Source organism: Fimbriimonadaceae bacterium (genome assembly GCA_019638775.1).
Classification (GTDB): Bacteria; Armatimonadota; Fimbriimonadia; order Fimbriimonadales; family Fimbriimonadaceae; genus JAHBTD01.
Map to the genome: position 1 here is coordinate 817707 of JAHBTD010000002.1, position 17928 is coordinate 835634.

The window sequence follows — 17928 nt, forward strand, 5'->3', positions numbered from 1 at the left end:
TAATGTCCCAATGTCCGAACTCATTATTGAAGACATCACCGTAGGCGATGGCGCAGAGGCGACCGCCGGCAAGAACATCAGCGTCCACTACACCGGATATTTCGAAGATGGCAACGTCTTCGACTCCAGCAAGAACCGTGGACCCTTCAACTTCAAACTCGGCGCAGGCCGCGTCATCAAGGGCTGGGACCAAGGATTCGACGGCATGAAGGTCGGCGGCTCGCGCAAGCTCACCATTCCAAGCCACCTGGCTTACGGCGAGCGCGGCGCTCCTGGTGCAATTCCCCCGAATTCTACGCTCATTTTCGACGTCGAACTTCTTGCGGTGGAAGACTAAACGATGCTCGCTATGCTCTGCGCGATGACGGCCCTCATCCAGTTGGATCAGGGCTTTGCCTGGAAACGGGTCAATCTGGACAACGGTTCCGCCGTGATCGTGCAGAGCCTGCCAAACGCCAAGACGATCTCCGTCAACCTCTTCGCCGCATCGCGCGGTGTTCAAGAATCGGCCGAGACGCACGGCATGCGGCACCTGCTGGAGCATATTCTCGCCAAAGGCCCAGATAAGGACCTTGATCGAAAGATCGAAACCAAAGGCTTGTTCTTAACCGCCGAGACGTATCGCGATGCGATGCAGTTTGAAGTGCGCGGAACATTTCTCCAACTCAACGAAGCTCTAAGCGTTCTTGAGGACCTCCTAAAACCGGTGAAAACCACAACCCAGGAGATCGGGAAAGAGATTAAGATCATCAGCCAAGAACTGGCGATTCTGCCCGATTCCGCACGGCTATCCTCTGCGGCCTGGAACCTTGCCTATGGAACCGAGGGCTTTGACCCCCTCGGCAATTTGGCGATCATGGCAAAGGCCACGCCCGAAAGCTTGCTTGCCCTGCAGCAGAAGCACTTCACCGCCGGAAACTTGGTCATCAGCATTGCCGGACCGATTCCCGAGACCGAGGCCATCGCCGCCGCCCGAAAAATTCTTGAACCACTCAAGGGAACGCCAGACATGAACTGGTCCAAGCGGCCGGACGCAAAGCCCGGCAACGGCGAAGCAGAGATCGCTCGCGGCTCAGCCAGAGGCGCCGGTGTTGGTCGTTACTCCGAGGCCGACACGGCCTGGACCATCGCCGCTGCTTTCGGTGTGGCAACGGAGTTTGATGACGGCTTCTTCATCTACACGCCAAGTATCCAAAATGGCCTCGTGTTGGTCGGCAGCACTAGCGACAAGACCTTTGTAAACCGCATCGATGGCCTCAGCCAAGAGGAAGCCTTGGGATTGTTCGCTCAAGGCCGGCTCAATGCTAGGGCTTGGCTCCTCAACCGTCTCTCCACCCCTTCTGGCGCTGCCTATCTACGCGGATACATCGGCTGCCAAGCGTTCGGAGGAAAGCCCGAGCAGATACTTGAAAACCTAAACTCTATGACCCCATCTCAGTTTATGCAGGGCTTTGAAAAGCTCAAGTACGGCAATGGCGTTCAAGTGATCGGAGGCCGAATATGACGGCGCTCTTGGCAACATTGGTTCTTGCAACCGGGCTTGTGCAAACTCAGGGCGCTACCTTTATCGAAGCCCCCGACTCCAGCGAGAGCCGAATCACCATCCAAGCGCTGGTACGCCTGCCCGAACTGCACCTCGGCGACCGCGCCGCAGCCGAGGTCCTCGTGGGTGCGATGCGGGACGGCAGCAACGAATACGGACGCGTGACCATGCGCCGAAACTCCGCGCCAGGTTACGAGCCTCGATTCATCCTCATGCCCGATCACATCCGTGTATCCGTCACGGTCGATCGTGGAGAGCTCTCCACCGGCCTTGGCATGATCGTCTCGCTTCTCCGCGATCCGCTCCTCTCTGATGAAGCCCTCAACGCTGCCATTGGAGAAGCAGACAGAACCCCCGAAACACCTTGGCTGACAGCTCTGAGGCCAGAACTCCTGGCAGTAAACAAGGTTCGGCGGGTTGAAGTCGTCGAGCTTTATCAAACCCTCTTCCAACCCTCAAACATCTTCGTCGTCGCCATGGGAGAGTTCGATCCTGGCAGAGCCGAACAGGAATGGAACACGCGAACCAAGGACTGGCAAGATAAGAGGATCGGACGCCGAGGCTATTACGGGCCACCGCTGAGCTTGCGTGAAAAGCACGACCAGGCAGTGACAACCGTGGAGCTTGTCGGACCCGCCATGAAGGCAACAGACGCCGATTATCCATCAAAGATGCTCGCGCTGTATGCACTTGGCGTGGGCAAAGGCTCAACCCTTCATCGAATTGTGCGCGACCGCGAAGCCCTCAGCTACCGTCAGGAAGCCATTCTTTGGCCCTCACCCAGCGGCTTCCGGGCGCGGTTCTTGCTGGAAACCATCCCCACCGAAGACGACAAGGCGCTTCCCGAAAAGCTGCGAACTTTGCTAGCCGAGGACATCAAGGCTTGGACGCAGGCTGACGTCGACCGCGCCCTTGGGCTTGCCAACGCATCGCTGAACTACGGTATCGGTCCCAATCCGCTGTACTGGTCAGAAAACGGGCCGCTGGGCAAAGACCTGCCCGATAGGGCGTTCCTTATCGGCTATTGGCGCATGAAGGCAGGCAAGGACTGGGATCCGGCGGCGCTGGTCCAAGACATGCGCAAGGTGGGATTGGAAGATTTGAAAACGGCTGGAGAAAGGTTGGTGCTCACCGCGCTGCCGAGAGTGATTTCGGGGAAGTAACTCAAGTCTCGTCATTTAGCAGGCTGCGATATTCCTCAGCAAACTCCGGATGCTTCATGCAGAGCTCCAAGAAGTCGCATTCCGGGCAGATATCCAGCACCTTCGGCTCCAGTTCATAGAATTCGGTCGTCAGGATTTCATCGCCGATGATTTGCATGTCTCGCGTCAATGGTTCGACATCCTCATCTGGCAACGCGTAAGAGGCAGTATCACCCGTGCGCAGGGCTAAGATCGTCCCGAAAACACGCCGACCGGGATACATCTTCCTCAGCATGAGCTGGTAGCAGTTCATCGCCAGGTCGCTGGCCACGTCTTGAGCCTCAACCGTAAGCCGTCCCGACTTGTAATCGACAACTTCGATTGACCCATCCGGGCGCTCGTCCACCCGGTCGATGCGCCCAATCAAGTCCCACCCCTTCATCTCCATCCGCAGCATCTTTTCGGTGAGGAGCGTTGTGACCTCTTTGTCCCCAGCCATCACGGCCTCGGCCTGCTTCTGAATGATCTTCTCCCCCTCCACCAACGCTTCCGCAGCCGCCTGTGGCGATTCATACCCCGCTTCGATCCAGCCCGACTTCAGCGCCTCGACCGCTTGCTCAGCCGTCTGCACCTCGGCATCAAAAGGGTCGTGCAACCTTTGAAGGACGTTGTGGAGCACGGTGCCGAAGCTGTAATAGCTCTTGGCGCGCATGTAGAATCTCCCGCTGCCGTCCACATACGTCCAGCGGTACTTGACCGGACAGGCCAAATACGTCTTGATCTTGCTGGGGCTCAGGCTGGGTTTGCGGGGCATGGTCTATTTTGGAAGCTGAATTAGGGAGATAGGGACGCACAGCTACTACGTGTATAAATCATCCTGGCAAAGGCACGACGGCCTTATTGACGAGTTTTCCATCGATGTACGTAAACTCGATTCCAACCCCGTCTCCAACAAACGTGTCAGCGTAAGAGTCGAGGATAAAGAAGACAACCCCTGTAAACCCTTGAGTCGGAGGACAATCCTCTGAGTAATGCCCGAGCTCCTTTTGACGGAAATCTCCATATTTCGTGCCTAAGATCACGCCACTCTCGCGAAGTTTCTTGTAGGTCGCTTGTGAGAGGTCATCCGTCCGGATCCACTCAGTGACAGGCCGATAGGATGCCGTGTTGTACTCATCGACAATTCTGAGCGCGCGAACATCCGATCCAAGCGGCACCCTCGCGAAGATCTGCTTAATCTCGCTTTCCCGGGTGTCGATGCAGAGGGGTCTTAAGATGACACAACAAAAGAGCATAGCGATGGCACAGCATAGAAGCCAGTGCCTTCGTCTTGGTTCTGTTGATGCTTCAGCGTGCATCTGCTTCACTGCTATGTTCCCTCGCAAGCTATTGTCTAGATGTCACGGCTGCACTTTGATGCCCCAGATCGCGCACTCCCCATCCCTTTTCCAGCCTCATCCCTCAGCCCTGAGGCTAAGACCATCAACACCTGAACTCACCCTCCAAGTATACGACGGACCTCCCCAGCCCCCCTCTATCTCGAGCCACCGCCCCTTTACCGCCTTACCCCTTACAACCCTTACGCATCTCCTCCCTCACGCTCCAATCCAAAATCCAAAATCTAAAATTCCAAAACCCCCCTGCGCCCTTTCGCCCCAATTCCCGATCCAAAATCCAAAATCCAAAATCCAAAATCTCCCGGAGGGGTACCCTTTCACACAATGAAAATCCGACTTGGGCACTCCCCCGACTCCGACGACGCCTTTATGTTTTGGGGCCTTGCCAGCGGGGAGGTCAAAAGCGACCACGAGTTCGAGCACATCCTCCGCGACATCCAGACCCTGAACGAATGGGCGATGGAAGGCAAGCTCGAATCGACCGCCATCTCCGTCCACGCCTTCGCCCACGTAGCCGACAAGTACGCCCTGCTGCGCCACGGCGGCTCGTTCGGCTGGGATTACGGCCCCATGCTTGTGGCAAGCAAGGCTCTCACAATGGACGACCTGAAAGAGCAGACCATTGCCATTCCCGGGAAACTGACGTCCGCTTTCCTTGAACTGAATCTTTGGTGGAAGGAACAGTTTGGCGAGGGCGTCCCCCTCAAGTTCGAAGTCGTCCCGTTCGACGAAATCATCCCAAGCATCCAAGCCGGAAAGTACACCGCCGGACTAATTATTCACGAGGGCCAACTCACCTACAAGGATGACGGCATGGAGCTGATCGCCGACATGGGAGTGTGGTGGAAGGCCAAGACCGGACTTCCCTTGCCCCTCGGCGTGAACGTCGTTCGTAAAGACCTGGGTGCCGAAGCCGTCGCCGACGTTTCCCGCTGTATGCGCGAGTCGATTTCGGCAGGACTCAACAACCGCGCCACTGCGCTTGAGTACGCCCTTCAGTTTGCTCGTGGGCTGGACACCGACACAAGCGACGAGTTCGTCGGCATGTATGTGAACGAACGAACGATGGACATGGGAGAAGATGGCGTAAAGGCGATCAAACTCTTGTTACAGATGGGCTCGGATGCGGGACTGGTTCCGGCAGTTGAAGTGGCGGTGGTGGACTAGGGGATAGTAGAGGTTGTAAGGATTGTAAGGGGGTAAAGATTGCTCTTCAAGATCAGCCCAGATCCAGTGCCGCACCACCCCTGCATCCTTACGATCCTTACGACCCTTACAATCCTTACAATCCTTACAATCCTTACAAGCCCCAAATAGGCCTCCCCGATCCATTTCCGCCGATTCTGCGTCAAAAGAAGCAGAATGTACAAATCTCCGACAAGCTATCGACTGACGCGTTGGTCAACCGTGAACCGCTGGCGACGCTGGCCCAGATTCATAAGCGCCCTCACCCTACTTACCCTGTTCGCCGGGCAGGCATTCTGCCAAAGCGCGGGTACAAGCCTATTCAAACTTAGCATCGCCAAGAGCCAAAGCGCGACGAACAGCCAAGAATGGAACCCCTCCTCCGTCACGCTCAGAGGAGTGCGAGCGCTCGATATCGTAACGTTCGTGCACCGCGTAAACCCCGCCTACATATTCGGCGGAGAAAAGCTGCTTAACGAACGCTTCGACGTGGATTACCAATCAACCTCCCTTTCGCGCAGCATGGGCGAAGGGATCATCATGGATTCGGTCTTGCGAATGCTAGGCATGCGCGTTGTGCTCAAACAAATGGACGTCGATGTTGTCATCATCGACAAGCCTCGAAAGCTCGGTCCAGCCATCTGGGCGTCCTACGAAGCCAATAGCTCGATCACCATCGGCAGCGGTTCTACCGTAGGGCACACGACCATGGAAGGCCTTGGCCTCTATCTGGAAAAGTTCTACAACCGACCCGTCATCGATCGCACAAAGATGATCGGCCTCTTTAAGTGGGAACTGGCCATTCAGCAAGGCATCCACGAAAATGAGCTGACCGCAGAGATTAAGAACAAGCTCGGGCTGGATATGAAGTTTGCCCGCGAACGCATGAGCATGTATGTGGTCGAACCAGTTGAGACGGAAGACGGAAAAAGCTAGAGCCGCGGATCCACAGGCTCGCTCTCCATTGCCAGCACCCCGAACGCGCATTCGTGTACCCGCCTCAGCGGCTCCTTCTCCACGAACCGATGCAGCGCCTCCAGCCCCAGCGCATACTCGCGCAGGGCGAGCGACCGCTTGAATGCCAGACCTCTCTTTCTCAGCCGCGAAAGGTTCTCGGGCCGCAGATATTCCGGACCGTAGATGATGCGCAGATACTCCGGCCCGCGACACTTGACCGCCGGCTGCGCCAACCCCTTCTGCCCGCGCACGGTGAAGCCGAGCGGCTTGACGACCATCCCTTCCCCACCCTTGGCGGTCAGCTCTTCCCACCATTTCACGGCCTCGCCAACCTGCGCCTCGTCGCTCAGATCGACGGTTCGCCACGGCGTCTGCATTAGGATGCCCGTGCCGCCCTCGCACAGTCCGGCAAGCTCCGTCATGTGCCACTCGTGGCTCTTGGTGTCGTGGACCGCGCCCTCCGTCGCCAACAGGTGAAACGGTGCGAGCTTGAGATCCTGCGGGCCCGAAACCTCCCAGCAGTAGTGGCGATAGGCCTGCACAAACCGATCCGCCATCTCCCGGCGGTCGATAGCCTCTTGGAGCAGCGGCGTCACGTCCGGGTTTGTCATGGACGCGGCATGAAGGGCGTCGTGCGCGGCCTTCAGCGCATGGGAGGACGCCGACCCAACCAGCGCATACTGCGTACGCAAAAGCTCCTGGGCCTTTGCCGACCACGGCATCAGTTCGCAGTCGAGGATCATCCAGTCGGTGCTGTGGCGAGCCCAAAAGTCGGTCTTATTCGCGGCCTCTCGAATCTCGCTCAGAAGCGCGGCTTCCATCGCTAGGTCGTCGAAGAATCGTCGTCCGGTGCGGGTGTAGACGATCCCCGACTCCTCTTCGAGAATCCCGAACCGCCTTTTCGCCGCCTCTGCGTCGCGGCAGACGATCGCCACCGCCCGCGAGCCCATGTGCTTCTCTTCGCAGACAACCTTGTCGATGCTCTCGCTCTTGAAGTAGGCGAAAGCCTCCTCCGGCCTTTCCAGGTAGCCGTAGGCTTCGCTGGTCCCGCAAGGCGACATGGTCGGCGGCAGATAGACCAGCCACTTGGGATTTGCGGCAAAGCGGCTCATCGCCTCCAGCGCGGCGCTGGAGTTCTCTTCCCGGATCGTTACGTTGCCGTGAACCCGCGTGTGGATAATTCGGCGGCCTAGGATATCGCTGATATCCAGCACGTCGTCGGACGTGTGCTGGAGTGTGCGGCTTCCCAGCTCAAGCGGCTTTGCCGATTCGGCGTAGGTTTCTTTGGCGGGAACGTCGATCAGGGTCATCTCCGGGTATCGGAGCGCGGTAAGCTTCCCGCCAAAAACGCAGCCCGTATCGAGACAGATCGTGTTGTTCAGCCACTCCGCCATCGGCACGGGCGTATGCCCGTAGACGATTTTCGTCCGTCCCCGATAGTCCGCCGCCCACTGATAGCGCACAGGCAGGCCGAACTCGTCAGTCTCCCCAGTGGTCTCGCCGTACATGGCAAACTCGCGCACGGCGCGAGAGCTGCGTCCGATCATCTCCTCCTTCATCCCGGCGTGGGCCACGCACAGCTTCCCTCCATCCAGCCAGTAGTGGCTCACTAGACCTTCTAGGAATTTGGAAAGCTTGTCGCGGAACTCCGGCGGCTCCTTCTCCAGCTGCTCGATGGTCTCCGCAAGGCCGTGCTTGATCTGAACGTCCCTTCCCCCCAAGTACCGGTAGAACTTCTCATCGTGGTTTCCGGGGATACAAAGGGCCGTCCCCGCGTTCACCATCGACATCGCCAGCTTCAGCGCCTCCATGCTCTTCGGACCGCGATCCACTAGATCGCCTAGGAAGATGGCGGTGCGGCCTTCTGGGGGAATTACGGCGACCTCCTCCCCGGTGCCTTCGATGCGGTAGCCAAGACGGTCGAAAAGCTCGGTTAGCTCGTCGTAGCATCCGTGCACGTCACCGATGATGTCGAACGGTCCGGCGAGCTCTCGCTTGTCGTTGAAGAGCGGCTCGCGGACAATCTCGAACGCATCGATGTCCTCCACCGACTTCAGCCAGAACTGGTTCCGAATCCCCTCCTTCTGCATCAGCGGCGCGCTTCGCTTAAGCTCCTGATTCTGCCGCCGAATGACGTGAATCCCGAAGTCGCGATTCGCGCGGTTTTGGTTGCGCTCGAAGCAGAGGGAGTCGGGCAGGGAGAAAACGATGGCGTAGGTCAGCGCGTGATAGCTCTGGGCGATCTTCACGATCTCTCGGCGCGACTGCGACTGTACGTTCGTGGCGTCGATCACGCATAGACGCCGGTTCTTCAGCCGCACCTTCAGCATGGTGTGGAGCAGCTCGAAGGCGTCGCTCGTGGCGTGCTGAGCTGTCTCATCGTCGCTGACGGCAGCACGGCACCAGTCGGAGGAAAGCACCTCGCTGGGCAGGAAGTGCTTGGCGGCAAAGCTGGACTTTCCGCAACCCGACGGCCCCACCAGAAGCACGACGCAAAAGTCGGGAATCTTGAAAGTCATCGGGCAAACACCCCCATCTGCGAAGGCGCCCCCGCATTCTCATCCTCCGGGCCGATCCCTCTGATCTCGACGGAGTATCCGAACCTTTCGCATACCGAGTCGCACCAAGCCTTGAACTCCTCGCGGGTCCATTCAAACCGATGGTCGCGGTGCCGCATCTTGCCTTCCTCCAAGCCGGGAAAGAGCGCGTTGTACTCCCGGTTCGGCGTGGTCACAAGAACATAAGTCGGCCTAGCGAATTCGAAAACGTTCCGCTGGAACGCCGCAAGCCTGGGCGGGTCCATGTGCTCGATCACTTCGACCACGGTCGCCGCGTCAAACCCCTCGATCCTCGGGTCGCGATACATCAGCGATCCGTGGATGATCTTCAGCTTCTCCCTATGCTTGGCCGGCAGCTGATGGATGCGCAAGCTCTTCTCGGCTCGGCTGAGCGCATAGTCGGAAACATCCATCCCCACCACCTCGGAAAGCTGCTTCTCCTTGAGGATCATCTTGAGCAGGCGACCCTCGCCGCAGCCCAGATCGACGACCCGCTTCACACCCAAATCCAACAGCCTTTGGCGCACCGTTTCCAGCCGAATCTCGTGCAGCGAGATCTTCTTCTCGGCCTCTTCCTCGGCGGCCTGAGCCTCCTGCAGCTGCTCGTCGGGGTCTTCCGTCTCGGCAAGCTGCTGAAGAGCGAGCCGGGTCAGCACGCGCCGCTTTTGCAGATAGCGGCTGACGATCGCCTCTTTGCTAGGGTGGCTAGGCAGCCACGACTCCGCCCGTCGCATCAGCTTCTCCACTTCGTCGTCGGCGATGAAGTAGTGCTTGCTGTTGTCCAAAACCGGGATCAGCACATAAAGGTGGGCCAGCATATCCTTCAGCAGTCCGGTGTAGCGGAGCGTGACGCTGAAGTACGGGCTCGCCCCCAGCCCGGAAAGCGGTCATCGAGCGGCAAAGGAGCCGCCTCGACGGCATAGCCTAGGGGCTCGAACAATCCGCGCAGGAACCCTTCCCCACCCCGGCAGCATAGCACGGGAACGTTCACGACCAAGCTCAGCGGCGAAGCCGCCAGCTCGGGCCGTTCCTTGCTTCGCCCGGACATCGCCGTGGAGAAGAATTCGGTGATCGCCGAGCTTAGGAATGAGGAGGCCGCGTAGGGACGGTCGTTCACATACTGGTCCAGCATCCCGCCTTCGCTCTTCTTCCCCCGCACCAGCCGAACCGGATCGACCTCGATCATCAGCGCGGCCGTGCATCGCTCTTCGGTGGCTTCGGGATAGAACACATGCGCCTTGCCGAAGGTCATTTCGGCAGTGTGAAGCCGCCCAGGATTCTTGTGCAGGAGGTATCCCAGGTCGGTCGCGGGCTTATGTTCAAGCGTGATCGTAAGCAACATGTCCAATCCCAAATTCGGGATTGGACATTATACGCCTGTGCCGATAAGGAATCGGGACTATCCAGCCTTTGGAGGCTCAAAGTCGGACGGCTTAACGTCGGGGTTCTCTTTCTGATTCGAGTAAAGCTGATAGCCGACTTTGCCCTGCGACTTCCACTCGTGCCCAAGAAACTTCTTTTTATCTTCCGAGAGGAACATCCAAACCTCGGGGCCTTCCTTTGCCTCGGTCTGTGTAATCTTAAGCACAATCTCCTTCGTCTTCTGCCCGTGCCATTCCGTTCGGCTTCCCCATGCATAGTCAAACTTGTATCCTTTTGGAGGCTCAAAAAATCGATCGATCGCTGGGGATTTGAGCATCCAAGAAAGGATCATCGACCCCGTCACTTCATACCCAGGCATCTGGTTCTCGTCCGTGTTCAAGTCGGCTGTAAAGCGCTCATCCCCGCGCAAGGTGACGACCTTCTTTCCCGCGCTATAGTAGTAATCGTAGGCACAGCCGTCTGGCCTCTTCTCGCACTTGTCCACCTTCACCGTCAGCCGAAAACCGTTCTTCTTGCTAACAAGCAACTCTTGCTGATACTTGCCAGGAAACAGACCAGAACTGAAGTCGTGTTCAATCTCCACGCTAAGGCTTTCCAGCTTGGTATACCTATCGCGCAGATCAAGCAGAACCTGCCGCGGACTGTCCGACTGAATCGCGAACATGGAAACAAAGACAAGCGCTGAAGTCATCATCGGTACCTCAATGTAGTGACGGACTCTACTCCCATTTATTCACAGACGTGAACTGAAATCCGTCTCTGAATGCCCCGAAACTCTCCCTTTAGTATCCCTCACTACTCACTACTCACTACTCACCACTCACAACTCACAACTCACAACTCACGACTCACAACTCACGACTTACCAACTTCCGCCTCCACCACCGCCGAAGCCACCGCCTGAGAATCCGCCTCCACCGCTAAATCCAGACGATCCGCCACTCGCCCCCGATGATCGAGGAGGCGTGGTCGCTGCCGTAGAAACAGAATTCGTCGCCGAGGTCAAGCTGTTCATAAACATGTATGTACTGAAATGCCCGCCGTACGGACTGTGGTACCAAGTCGGATTCTCAATCGTGACATCCTTGAACGCATCCGCCCACTCTTCACCCAAGCCAAACGCCATCGCATAAGGAAGATACTCCTCGAACAAGACTTGGTTGGGCATCTTCTTCGACATCCAATCCAACTCATTCTTACGGGCTCTGCGAATAAACTCCTCAAACCCAAGCACTCGCTGTCGCACTTTTGAGCCCTCTTTCGTCCGCTTCGGCATCTGTCTGGCAAAGATCAGCACAATGACGACGGAGATAATGGCTCCGATGATCGCCGGAGCAGGCGAGAAAGCAACACTCATGACGTGCAGCAAGAATGCTAAGGCAATCACCGCAAGAACGCCCAGACAGCCCCACGTTTGACGCACCGTGTTGGGGTTCGCCAGGTAGTAGCCCTTGTCGGCAAGCTCCTGATAGAGCACGTTCTTGAGTTCATTAATATGCGGGGCCACATTTGACCGAAGTTCCGCCTCTGTTACGGTTTCGCCGCAGTCCCGCAGGCGCTCGTAAAGCTCCGTCTCAAAGCGCGTCAGTTCACCTTTGGGATTGGTTGCCTTCATGAGCAGCGTGGTTGTCGTCGATTTGAAAATGCCGCCCGATTCTTGAACCTCAATCTCCATGTAGCCCTTTTGCGCAATGCTCACCATGGCTGCACCAAGGTCGCGCAGGTCAACGCTTTCATCTGTGATCGTTCCGCAAGCGGCGGGGCCAAGTCCGTCAGGAGGCTCAAACTGCACCACCATCGGACCACCCTTGGGGTCGCGTCCAAACGCCATCCAGAAGAGGAATATAGCTGGCAGAACAAGGATCGGGTTGATTAAGCCCAGATTGGCCAGCATCAAAGTCCAGAGAGAAGCCAGAAATCCAGGCTCAGGAATTGAATCGGCAGGAAGGTTGAGGACCACAGTGGCCCCGTTTTTGACTTCCAGTGGGCTTAGCCGCTCTCCCCGAATCGATCTGCCGTCTTGCCAAATCGTAAAGTCGGTCTCTCGTCCATAGTCGCCCCGTGCGGGTCCGTTGACTATCTGCTGCTGAGTGCTCCCATAAGGTCCGACAAACATCTTCGACCGCACTCTCTGTGCATCCTTAACCTCTGGAAACCTAATCTCAAAGGAGGTCCGCTTGATCACGGTATCCCACTCGTCACCCGTCAAGTTCCAATAAAGCTCCACCCATGCTTCCCACGCTTCATCCTTGTCGAACCAGTTGAGCATCCCGAAGACGGAGTACCGAATGACATAGGTCTTGCGTGTTCCTGGCGGGAGAAAGACCTTTTCTCTGCCTATGCGGATGTTAATCGATTCGCCTTCGCTTGTGATCTTTGTGCCAGGGTTGCCTCCTCCCTCCTCAACCTGGATGTCCTTCATCAACACCTTTCGCCCAAACCCTTGGCCCGATCGATAAACCACAGGGATGCGTCGGAAGATGCCGCGGCGAGTTTCGTTGAACGTGACCTCAATCTTCTCTTCCACATTCATCCAGCCATCAGACTTGAGATCGATATTGACGCTGTAGCCCTCGATCACATATGGATAGCCGGAGAAGTTTTGCGCAACCGACAAAGAACATGTCGTCAGGCTGAGAAGGAGGAGAACCCACCGCAAAAGCTTCATGGAGTTAGTTTACGCGGAAAGAGCCGAGTGGGTTTTGAAGCCACTGGTTCGAGGGCAGAGACGACAACTCCCATCAAGGTCTTGACGCTGCCCCGATTCAGAGCACACGCGAGGCTTCTTCAAACCTTTTCAACCAAGCGGACTCAGTATCCGCCGCAATTAACTCAGTCCGCCTCGTCGTCAACTAGGTACTCGGCAATCAGCGCGGTTGTATCGTTCAGAGCATCAACGTGCGTGCGTTCATAACCATGGCTCGTATCCACTCCTGGGCCAATGAGAGCTACCTGCGCCTGCCCGCCGCCTTGCCAATAAACGGAGCCGTCCGAACTGTAAAACGGATAGACGTCAGTTTTGAGATCAATCCCTGCCCGGTCGGCAATTCCACGAAGCTTCTCCGTAAGTCGGCGACTATAGGGGCCGCTAGAGTCCTTGACGCAAATCGAACAGTGATACTCGTCGCCTTGGAGCCCATCCCCCAAAGCCGCCATATCGATGACAACCAGTTCGGCAAGGTCGCTAGGAAGCCCGTCCAAGCCTCCGTGCCCAACCTCTTCATAGTTGCTGAACAGAATCGAAGACCTCTGGGCTGGAGCAATGCCATTGTCTCTCAAGGCCTTCATTGCTGCGAGAATACAGGCAACAGCCGCTTTATCGTCCAAGAACCGCGAACGAATAAACCCCGATTCGCTTTGTTCGACTCGCGGGTCGAACAAACAAAAATCACCAACTTCAATACCAAGTACACGCGTCTCGTCGGCGCTGGTTGTCCTTTCGTCAAGTCGGACCTCAAGCGTATCCTCATTTCTAGGGCCGCTTCGAGCCTCTTTGTTGACGTGAATCGCGCCATTGGCAAAAACGATTGACCCGCGAATACGCGTACCCGACCTAGTTTCAATCCAAACGCCTTCGCTCTCAACGCTTGGCCACATCACTCCGTTCAGTGCCGTCAGTTTCAGCCGGCCGTTCGACTTGATCTCCTTCACCATCGCGCCAAGGGTGTCTACGTGAGCCGTGAGCGCCCGCGGACGATCCTCCCTAAGCCCGTCAAAACTCGCAATCAAAGCTCCTTTATTCGTCCGATAGTAAAACACACCCATCTCGTCAAGCTCTTGCTCAACAAAGCTCATCGCCCAATCGGTATATCCGGTCGGACTCGGCGTATTAAGGAGGTCGGTGAGGACGCGGGTGAGGTATTCGGTGGAGATCTGGAACCTGGCCACGGGGAGAATTTACCCGACTGCCCAAAGACGCCGACGTCGGAACATCAGAATTAACGAGAGTCGTAGCACTTTTATGCTTGCCTGTTTACTGAGTTTGTCGCTTTTATGGACTTCACCCGAAGCCGCAACTCCCGAGATCGCCTACATGCGAGGCGGTGAAGTAAGGCTGGTCAGAACCGACGGTAGCAACGACCGGCTCGTCGCCAAGACCGATCACGACCGTCAGGTCAGTTGGTACCCCGACGGAAAACGATTGATCTACCGACACGACAGCACCGATGCAGGCTGGAACATGTACTGGATCAATCCAGAGACAAAGACGTCCGGTGAGCTCACCAAGAAAAGAACAAAGGACAATCGATCGCCATCCTTTTCCCCAGATGGTAAAAGGATCGCTTATATCTCTGGGTATCAAGGGATTTGTGTCATCGACTCCGAAGGCACGAAAGTTCAAATTCTCGGCAGCGAAGCGCACCGCGACGTTGCTCCCACATGGTCCGCCGACAGCCGCTTGCTGTACTTTGAGCGTCACGAAGAATCTGTGGAGGTTCTCTCTATCGATGTCACGACAAAGGCCGTGAAAAGGGTCACCGCCGGAATGCAGCATCGACTTTCTGGAGATCGAAAAATCATGTTCTTCATCAAGCCAAAACCGGCTGGCAAGTGTGAACTCTGGGCTCGAAATCTTCCTTCCGGAAAAGAAGAAATGTGGCTTGGAACAGATTGGAGTCCATGGGAATACAACGTCGATCCAAATCGGGCAACCGTTGCGTTTTACGGCCCACCTGGCAAGCCAGGCATTTACGTTTGCAGCGGCCCCTCAAAAGCCCCCACGAAGGTCGGAGCCGTAGGAGCCACTGGTGTCTCAACGGTCGAATTCTCGCCCGACGGAAAGCGGCTTGCTTACATGTCAGGCTCAAGTCAAGATGAGGAAGTTTGGATAGCAAACATCGCAGCCAAAACTTCGAGACGACTTGTCAAAGGCTCGTGGCCAGTTTGGCGTCCGTAGATTAGCTCTTGTTGCGGATGTGGATCAGATCGCCGTCCTGAATGACGTAGTCCTTCCCTTCCAAGCTCATCTTCCCAGCCGAGTAAGCTGCATCCAGCGAGCCCGCCGCCACATAGGCGTCGTAATGCACAATCTCCGCGCGAATAAACCCTTTGGCGATGTCGTTGTGAATCGTCGCTGCCGCTTTGAGCGCGCTTGATCCTTTCTTCAAAGCCCATGCGCGTGTGTCGTTATCGCCTGCGGTGAAGAAAGTAATCAACCCCATCGCATCATAAACAGCGCGGATAACTCGGTTCGAAGCGGGCTCAGTCAGTCCGAGCGACTCCAAAAACTCTGGCTGGTCCGCTGGGTCGAGCTGAGCAATCTCCTCCTCGATGGTCGCACATACAGCAAAGGCAGGGGTTCCCTGTCCCGATAGCTCGTCGATCCGCTTTTGCAGTTCGGCAGGCGGGTTGGCGGCATCGTCTTCGCTAACGTTAAACGCCACCACCATCTGCTGGAAACTCAGGAACTGATAGTTTTTGATGATGCTCAGCTCGTTCTCATCAAGATCGAGCGCACGCAGCGGAGTGCCACTTTCGAGTGGGTCCTTGATTCTCTCGAATAACGCCTTCTCAAGATAGTCGGGCGACCCCGGCTGCTTGACGGTCATCGACTTTTGCAGCTTCTCCAGACGATTTTCAACGATCTGCAGGTCCGCCAAAACCAGCTCCACATCCACTGCTTCTTGATCCCTTAAGGGATTGATCGCTGCATGGTAAGCCGACATGTTTGACTCAAACCCTCGAACGATGTGAAGCAAAACATCAGCCCGGCGCGCGTTGTCCAAAAACTTCTGGGTGAAGTGCTTGCCAGATGCCTGGATAGCATCCATATCGTCCTGCAGAGTAACCGTTGCTGGAGTGATTTTCTTTGGCTGAACCTGCGCCACGATCTTATCGAATCGCGGATCAGGAACCGGGACGGCGGTCACTTCGCCCTTGGCGATGCCACGGGCGGCGGCTCGATAAAGCGTACTCTTGCCCGATTGCGGGTATCCGATCACTGCGACTTTCATGGTTGTGTTGGGGAATCTGTCTCTGTCGGCTTGGGATGAGCTTCAGCCTTCTCTTTTTGACCCTTGGTTTCGTCGGTTGCTTTGCTGGCTGGTGGCTGCGTAGAGTTTGCGTAGCTGGTCTTAACTTCCGGCGCGGCCTGAGGCCCAACAAACTCCTTCTGTCCGTTCAATTGCCAGGGCAATATCCAGAAGGCGTAGACCGATCCGAGCAGAAGCACAAGGGCAAGCCACGGAAATTTCCGGCGTTTTGGGCCGGCGATAGGACGGGCCATTTCCGGCTTGCTCATGGAGAAAGAGGATACCAGGGGACGTCAGGCCTGGGGTGTTAGGCCTGGGGCCTCACGCCTCACGCCTCACGCCTCACAACTTACGACTCCCGACTCCTCGCCACATACGCATAAGCGTTGTGCGCGTGGATCGACTCGTGGTTCTCAACCTCAATCTCATAGCCAGCGATCCTATCGTCGGCATCAAACCGAAGCGCCACTTCGCGGATCATATCCTCCACGAATCGAGGGTTGTCGAAGGCGTGTTCCGTGACCCACTTCTCATCAGGTCGTTTCAGCACAGGATACAGATCGCAAGAAGCCGACTCTTCGACCATCTCAACGATCTCTTCCAGCCAAACATGCTGTCCTTCCTGCGCTCGCACCTTCACGGTCACATAACCTCGTTGGTTGTGTGCTCCCCGTGCTGAGATCTCCTTGCTGCAAGGGCAGAGGGTCGTCACCGGCACCTGCACATACATCACCATGTCAAGCTCACCGTTGGCCTCGGCAATGAAGCCACAGTTGTATGGCATCATGCCCTCTTTTTTAGTCACCGGAGCAGCCTTGGTCATAAAGAACGGAAAATACACTTCAAGATGAGCGCTCTCTGCGTGGAGGCGGTCCTTCAGCGCCTTGAGAATCTTGGGAATACCGTGAACGCTGACCTCTTTCTTGTGGTCGTTCAAGACCTCCAAGAATCGACTCATATGCGTACCCTTAAAGTGGTGCGGCAGATTCACTGTTAGCGTGAAATCGCCGATTGTGTGCTGCCGTTCATCCTGTCGGTCCAGCACAGCAATAGGATATTTGACGCCGCGTACGCCCACTTTATCAATGGGGATGTTGCGCGTGTCGCGCGTGTTCTGCATATCGGGCAACGGGCCCTTCGTCTCCTTCGCGTGCATACTCATCGGCATTCCTATTGTGACTCGCAAACCCCAATGCCGTTTTACGTCATTAGGTTCCCTTGCGTTCAAGAGTCCTAAGTCAAGCAGACGCTGCTCTTGGGAGGGCAGCGCTTCGTCGCTGCCATAGACACCTATTAGGGGTCATACCATTCAAACTCGTTCAGCTCACCCTGATAAGGCCAATCTTCTGGTCTCTCGACTAACCAGTGTCGAATCGGATTCGATCGCACATACTCCCACTTAGCATTGTAGTTTTCATGAGATCGCAACTGTCGATCCCAATAGTCGATCTGCCAAATGGGGTGCTGATCAGGAAGAGGCCACTCTTTGCTGGCCAGCGCCTTCCAATACTTGATCCATCTGCTCAGACTATAGGCAGGCCGTTCACTCGGGGCGCAAAAGAAGTGTATGTGGTCCGGAAGAATGACGTACCTGCCCACCTTCCACTTCTCGGCTTGCTGCCATGCTTCTACAATAGTCTTAGCAGCCTGTGCGTCAACCAGAATTTTCTTGCGATGGTTTGTGCAGACCGTCACAAATAGAATCGTCGAACGGTTGCGGTATGCCTTGTTTGGCAAGTGAACAGGGTGCAGACGCTTCGGCAAATCTGGGTTGCTCATGTATAACTGATA

The 17928-nt window shown here is 56.4% G+C and carries 18 protein-coding genes; 6 read left to right on the plus strand and 12 right to left on the minus strand.

Annotation, left to right across the window (positions count from 1 at the left end; all coding sequences use genetic code 11):
• The first annotated feature begins 10 nt into the window (after positions 1-10).
• Genes KF784_10050 through KF784_10060 form a run of 3 tightly spaced genes read left to right on the plus strand, consistent with a single transcriptional unit; the run spans position 11 to position 2706 of the window.
• Positions 11-337, plus strand: coding sequence for an FKBP-type peptidyl-prolyl cis-trans isomerase (locus tag KF784_10050; GenBank protein ID MBX3119397.1), 327 nt, complete (start codon positions 11-13; stop codon positions 335-337).
• A 3-nt stretch (positions 338-340) separates the two neighbouring features.
• Positions 341-1504, plus strand: a complete 1164-nt coding sequence (locus tag KF784_10055; GenBank protein MBX3119398.1) for an insulinase family protein — start codon at positions 341-343, stop codon at positions 1502-1504.
• Positions 1501-2706 (plus strand): insulinase family protein, encoded by a 1206-nt coding sequence (locus tag KF784_10060; protein MBX3119399.1) that lies wholly within the window; start codon positions 1501-1503, stop codon positions 2704-2706. The genes KF784_10055 and KF784_10060 overlap by 4 nt, the downstream gene beginning before the upstream one ends.
• Before the next feature lies 1 nt (position 2707).
• On the opposite strand, the gene KF784_10065 is transcribed toward KF784_10060, so the two are convergent.
• Complete coding sequence (locus tag KF784_10065; GenBank protein MBX3119400.1) at positions 2708-3499, minus strand: PD-(D/E)XK nuclease family protein; 792 nt, start codon at positions 3497-3499, stop codon at positions 2708-2710.
• 58 nt (positions 3500-3557) lie between these two features.
• Complete coding sequence (locus KF784_10070) at positions 3558-3980, minus strand: hypothetical protein (GenBank protein MBX3119401.1); 423 nt, start codon at positions 3978-3980, stop codon at positions 3558-3560.
• A gap of 426 nt (positions 3981-4406) precedes the next feature.
• Here KF784_10070 and KF784_10075 point away from each other — a divergent pair, with 426 nt between their 5' ends.
• The gene (locus tag KF784_10075; GenBank protein MBX3119402.1) at positions 4407-5249 is read left to right on the plus strand and encodes a hypothetical protein; all 843 of its coding nucleotides are present in this window, start codon (positions 4407-4409) and stop codon (positions 5247-5249) included.
• Between the two features lie 195 nt (positions 5250-5444).
• On the plus strand, positions 5445-6203 hold the full coding sequence (locus KF784_10080) for a DUF3738 domain-containing protein (GenBank protein MBX3119403.1): 759 nt from the start codon (positions 5445-5447) through the stop codon (positions 6201-6203).
• On the opposite strand, the gene KF784_10085 is transcribed toward KF784_10080, so the two are convergent.
• The 6 genes from KF784_10085 to KF784_10110 all read right to left on the minus strand — a co-directional run bounded on the left by KF784_10085 (position 6200) and on the right by KF784_10110 (position 14053).
• Complete coding sequence (locus KF784_10085) at positions 6200-8743, minus strand: polynucleotide kinase-phosphatase (protein MBX3119404.1); 2544 nt, start codon at positions 8741-8743, stop codon at positions 6200-6202. The genes KF784_10080 and KF784_10085 overlap by 4 nt on opposite strands.
• The gene (locus KF784_10090; GenBank protein ID MBX3119405.1) at positions 8740-9657 is read right to left on the minus strand and encodes a 3' terminal RNA ribose 2'-O-methyltransferase Hen1; all 918 of its coding nucleotides are present in this window, start codon (positions 9655-9657) and stop codon (positions 8740-8742) included. The genes KF784_10085 and KF784_10090 overlap by 4 nt, the downstream gene beginning before the upstream one ends.
• Positions 9606-10124, minus strand: a complete 519-nt coding sequence (locus KF784_10095) for a hypothetical protein (protein ID MBX3119406.1) — start codon at positions 10122-10124, stop codon at positions 9606-9608. Before KF784_10095 ends, KF784_10090 begins: the two co-directional genes overlap by 52 nt.
• 57 nt (positions 10125-10181) lie before the next feature.
• The gene (locus tag KF784_10100; protein MBX3119407.1) at positions 10182-10859 is read right to left on the minus strand and encodes a hypothetical protein; all 678 of its coding nucleotides are present in this window, start codon (positions 10857-10859) and stop codon (positions 10182-10184) included.
• 168 nt (positions 10860-11027) lie between these two features.
• Positions 11028-12833, minus strand: coding sequence for a DUF2207 domain-containing protein (locus KF784_10105; protein ID MBX3119408.1), 1806 nt, complete (start codon positions 12831-12833; stop codon positions 11028-11030).
• 164 nt (positions 12834-12997) lie between these two features.
• Positions 12998-14053 carry a M42 family metallopeptidase gene (locus tag KF784_10110; protein ID MBX3119409.1) on the minus strand — a complete coding sequence of 352 codons (1056 nt, stop codon included), beginning with the start codon at positions 14051-14053 and terminating at the stop codon, positions 12998-13000.
• 73 nt (positions 14054-14126) lie between these two features.
• Here KF784_10110 and KF784_10115 point away from each other — a divergent pair, with 73 nt between their 5' ends.
• Entirely contained in the window at positions 14127-15062 is a 936-nt protein-coding gene (locus KF784_10115) for a PD40 domain-containing protein (protein ID MBX3119410.1), read from the plus strand.
• A gap of 1 nt (position 15063) precedes the next feature.
• Here the strand turns inward: KF784_10115 and KF784_10120 are convergent, their stop codons facing one another.
• The 4 genes from KF784_10120 to KF784_10135 all read right to left on the minus strand — a co-directional run bounded on the left by KF784_10120 (position 15064) and on the right by KF784_10135 (position 17916).
• Positions 15064-16119 carry a YchF family ATPase gene (locus KF784_10120; GenBank protein ID MBX3119411.1) on the minus strand — a complete coding sequence of 352 codons (1056 nt, stop codon included), beginning with the start codon at positions 16117-16119 and terminating at the stop codon, positions 15064-15066.
• The gene (locus KF784_10125) at positions 16116-16406 is read right to left on the minus strand and encodes a hypothetical protein (protein ID MBX3119412.1); all 291 of its coding nucleotides are present in this window, start codon (positions 16404-16406) and stop codon (positions 16116-16118) included. Before KF784_10125 ends, KF784_10120 begins: the two co-directional genes overlap by 4 nt.
• An 80-nt stretch (positions 16407-16486) precedes the next feature.
• Positions 16487-17299, minus strand: coding sequence for a GTP cyclohydrolase I FolE2 (locus tag KF784_10130; protein ID MBX3119413.1), 813 nt, complete (start codon positions 17297-17299; stop codon positions 16487-16489).
• A 131-nt stretch (positions 17300-17430) separates the two neighbouring features.
• Positions 17431-17916: a transposase gene (locus KF784_10135; GenBank protein ID MBX3119414.1), complete on the minus strand. Its 486-nt coding sequence runs from the start codon at positions 17914-17916 to the stop codon at positions 17431-17433.
• Positions 17917-17928 lie beyond the last annotated feature (12 nt).

Coding starts and splice junctions, on each gene's coding strand:
- KF784_10120 (MBX3119411.1), bottom strand. CDS start 16,119: ATGAAAGTCGCAGTGATCGGATACCCGCAATCGGGCAAGAGTACGCTT.
- KF784_10075 (MBX3119402.1), top strand. CDS start 4,407: ATGAAAATCCGACTTGGGCACTCCCCCGACTCCGACGACGCCTTTATG.
- KF784_10115 (MBX3119410.1), top strand. CDS start 14,127: ATGCTTGCCTGTTTACTGAGTTTGTCGCTTTTATGGACTTCACCCGAA.
- KF784_10080 (MBX3119403.1), top strand. CDS start 5,445: ATGTACAAATCTCCGACAAGCTATCGACTGACGCGTTGGTCAACCGTG.
- KF784_10095 (MBX3119406.1), bottom strand. CDS start 10,124: ATGTTGCTTACGATCACGCTTGAACATAAGCCCGCGACCGACCTGGGA.
- KF784_10055 (MBX3119398.1), top strand. CDS start 341: ATGCTCGCTATGCTCTGCGCGATGACGGCCCTCATCCAGTTGGATCAG.
- KF784_10060 (MBX3119399.1), top strand. CDS start 1,501: ATGACGGCGCTCTTGGCAACATTGGTTCTTGCAACCGGGCTTGTGCAA.
- KF784_10070 (MBX3119401.1), bottom strand. CDS start 3,980: ATGCTCTTTTGTTGTGTCATCTTAAGACCCCTCTGCATCGACACCCGG.
- KF784_10100 (MBX3119407.1), bottom strand. CDS start 10,859: ATGATGACTTCAGCGCTTGTCTTTGTTTCCATGTTCGCGATTCAGTCG.
- KF784_10065 (MBX3119400.1), bottom strand. CDS start 3,499: ATGCCCCGCAAACCCAGCCTGAGCCCCAGCAAGATCAAGACGTATTTG.
- KF784_10135 (MBX3119414.1), bottom strand. CDS start 17,916: ATGAGCAACCCAGATTTGCCGAAGCGTCTGCACCCTGTTCACTTGCCA.
- KF784_10130 (MBX3119413.1), bottom strand. CDS start 17,299: ATGAGTATGCACGCGAAGGAGACGAAGGGCCCGTTGCCCGATATGCAG.
- KF784_10085 (MBX3119404.1), bottom strand. CDS start 8,743: ATGACTTTCAAGATTCCCGACTTTTGCGTCGTGCTTCTGGTGGGGCCG.
- KF784_10125 (MBX3119412.1), bottom strand. CDS start 16,406: ATGAGCAAGCCGGAAATGGCCCGTCCTATCGCCGGCCCAAAACGCCGG.
- KF784_10105 (MBX3119408.1), bottom strand. CDS start 12,833: ATGAAGCTTTTGCGGTGGGTTCTCCTCCTTCTCAGCCTGACGACATGT.
- KF784_10050 (MBX3119397.1), top strand. CDS start 11: ATGTCCGAACTCATTATTGAAGACATCACCGTAGGCGATGGCGCAGAG.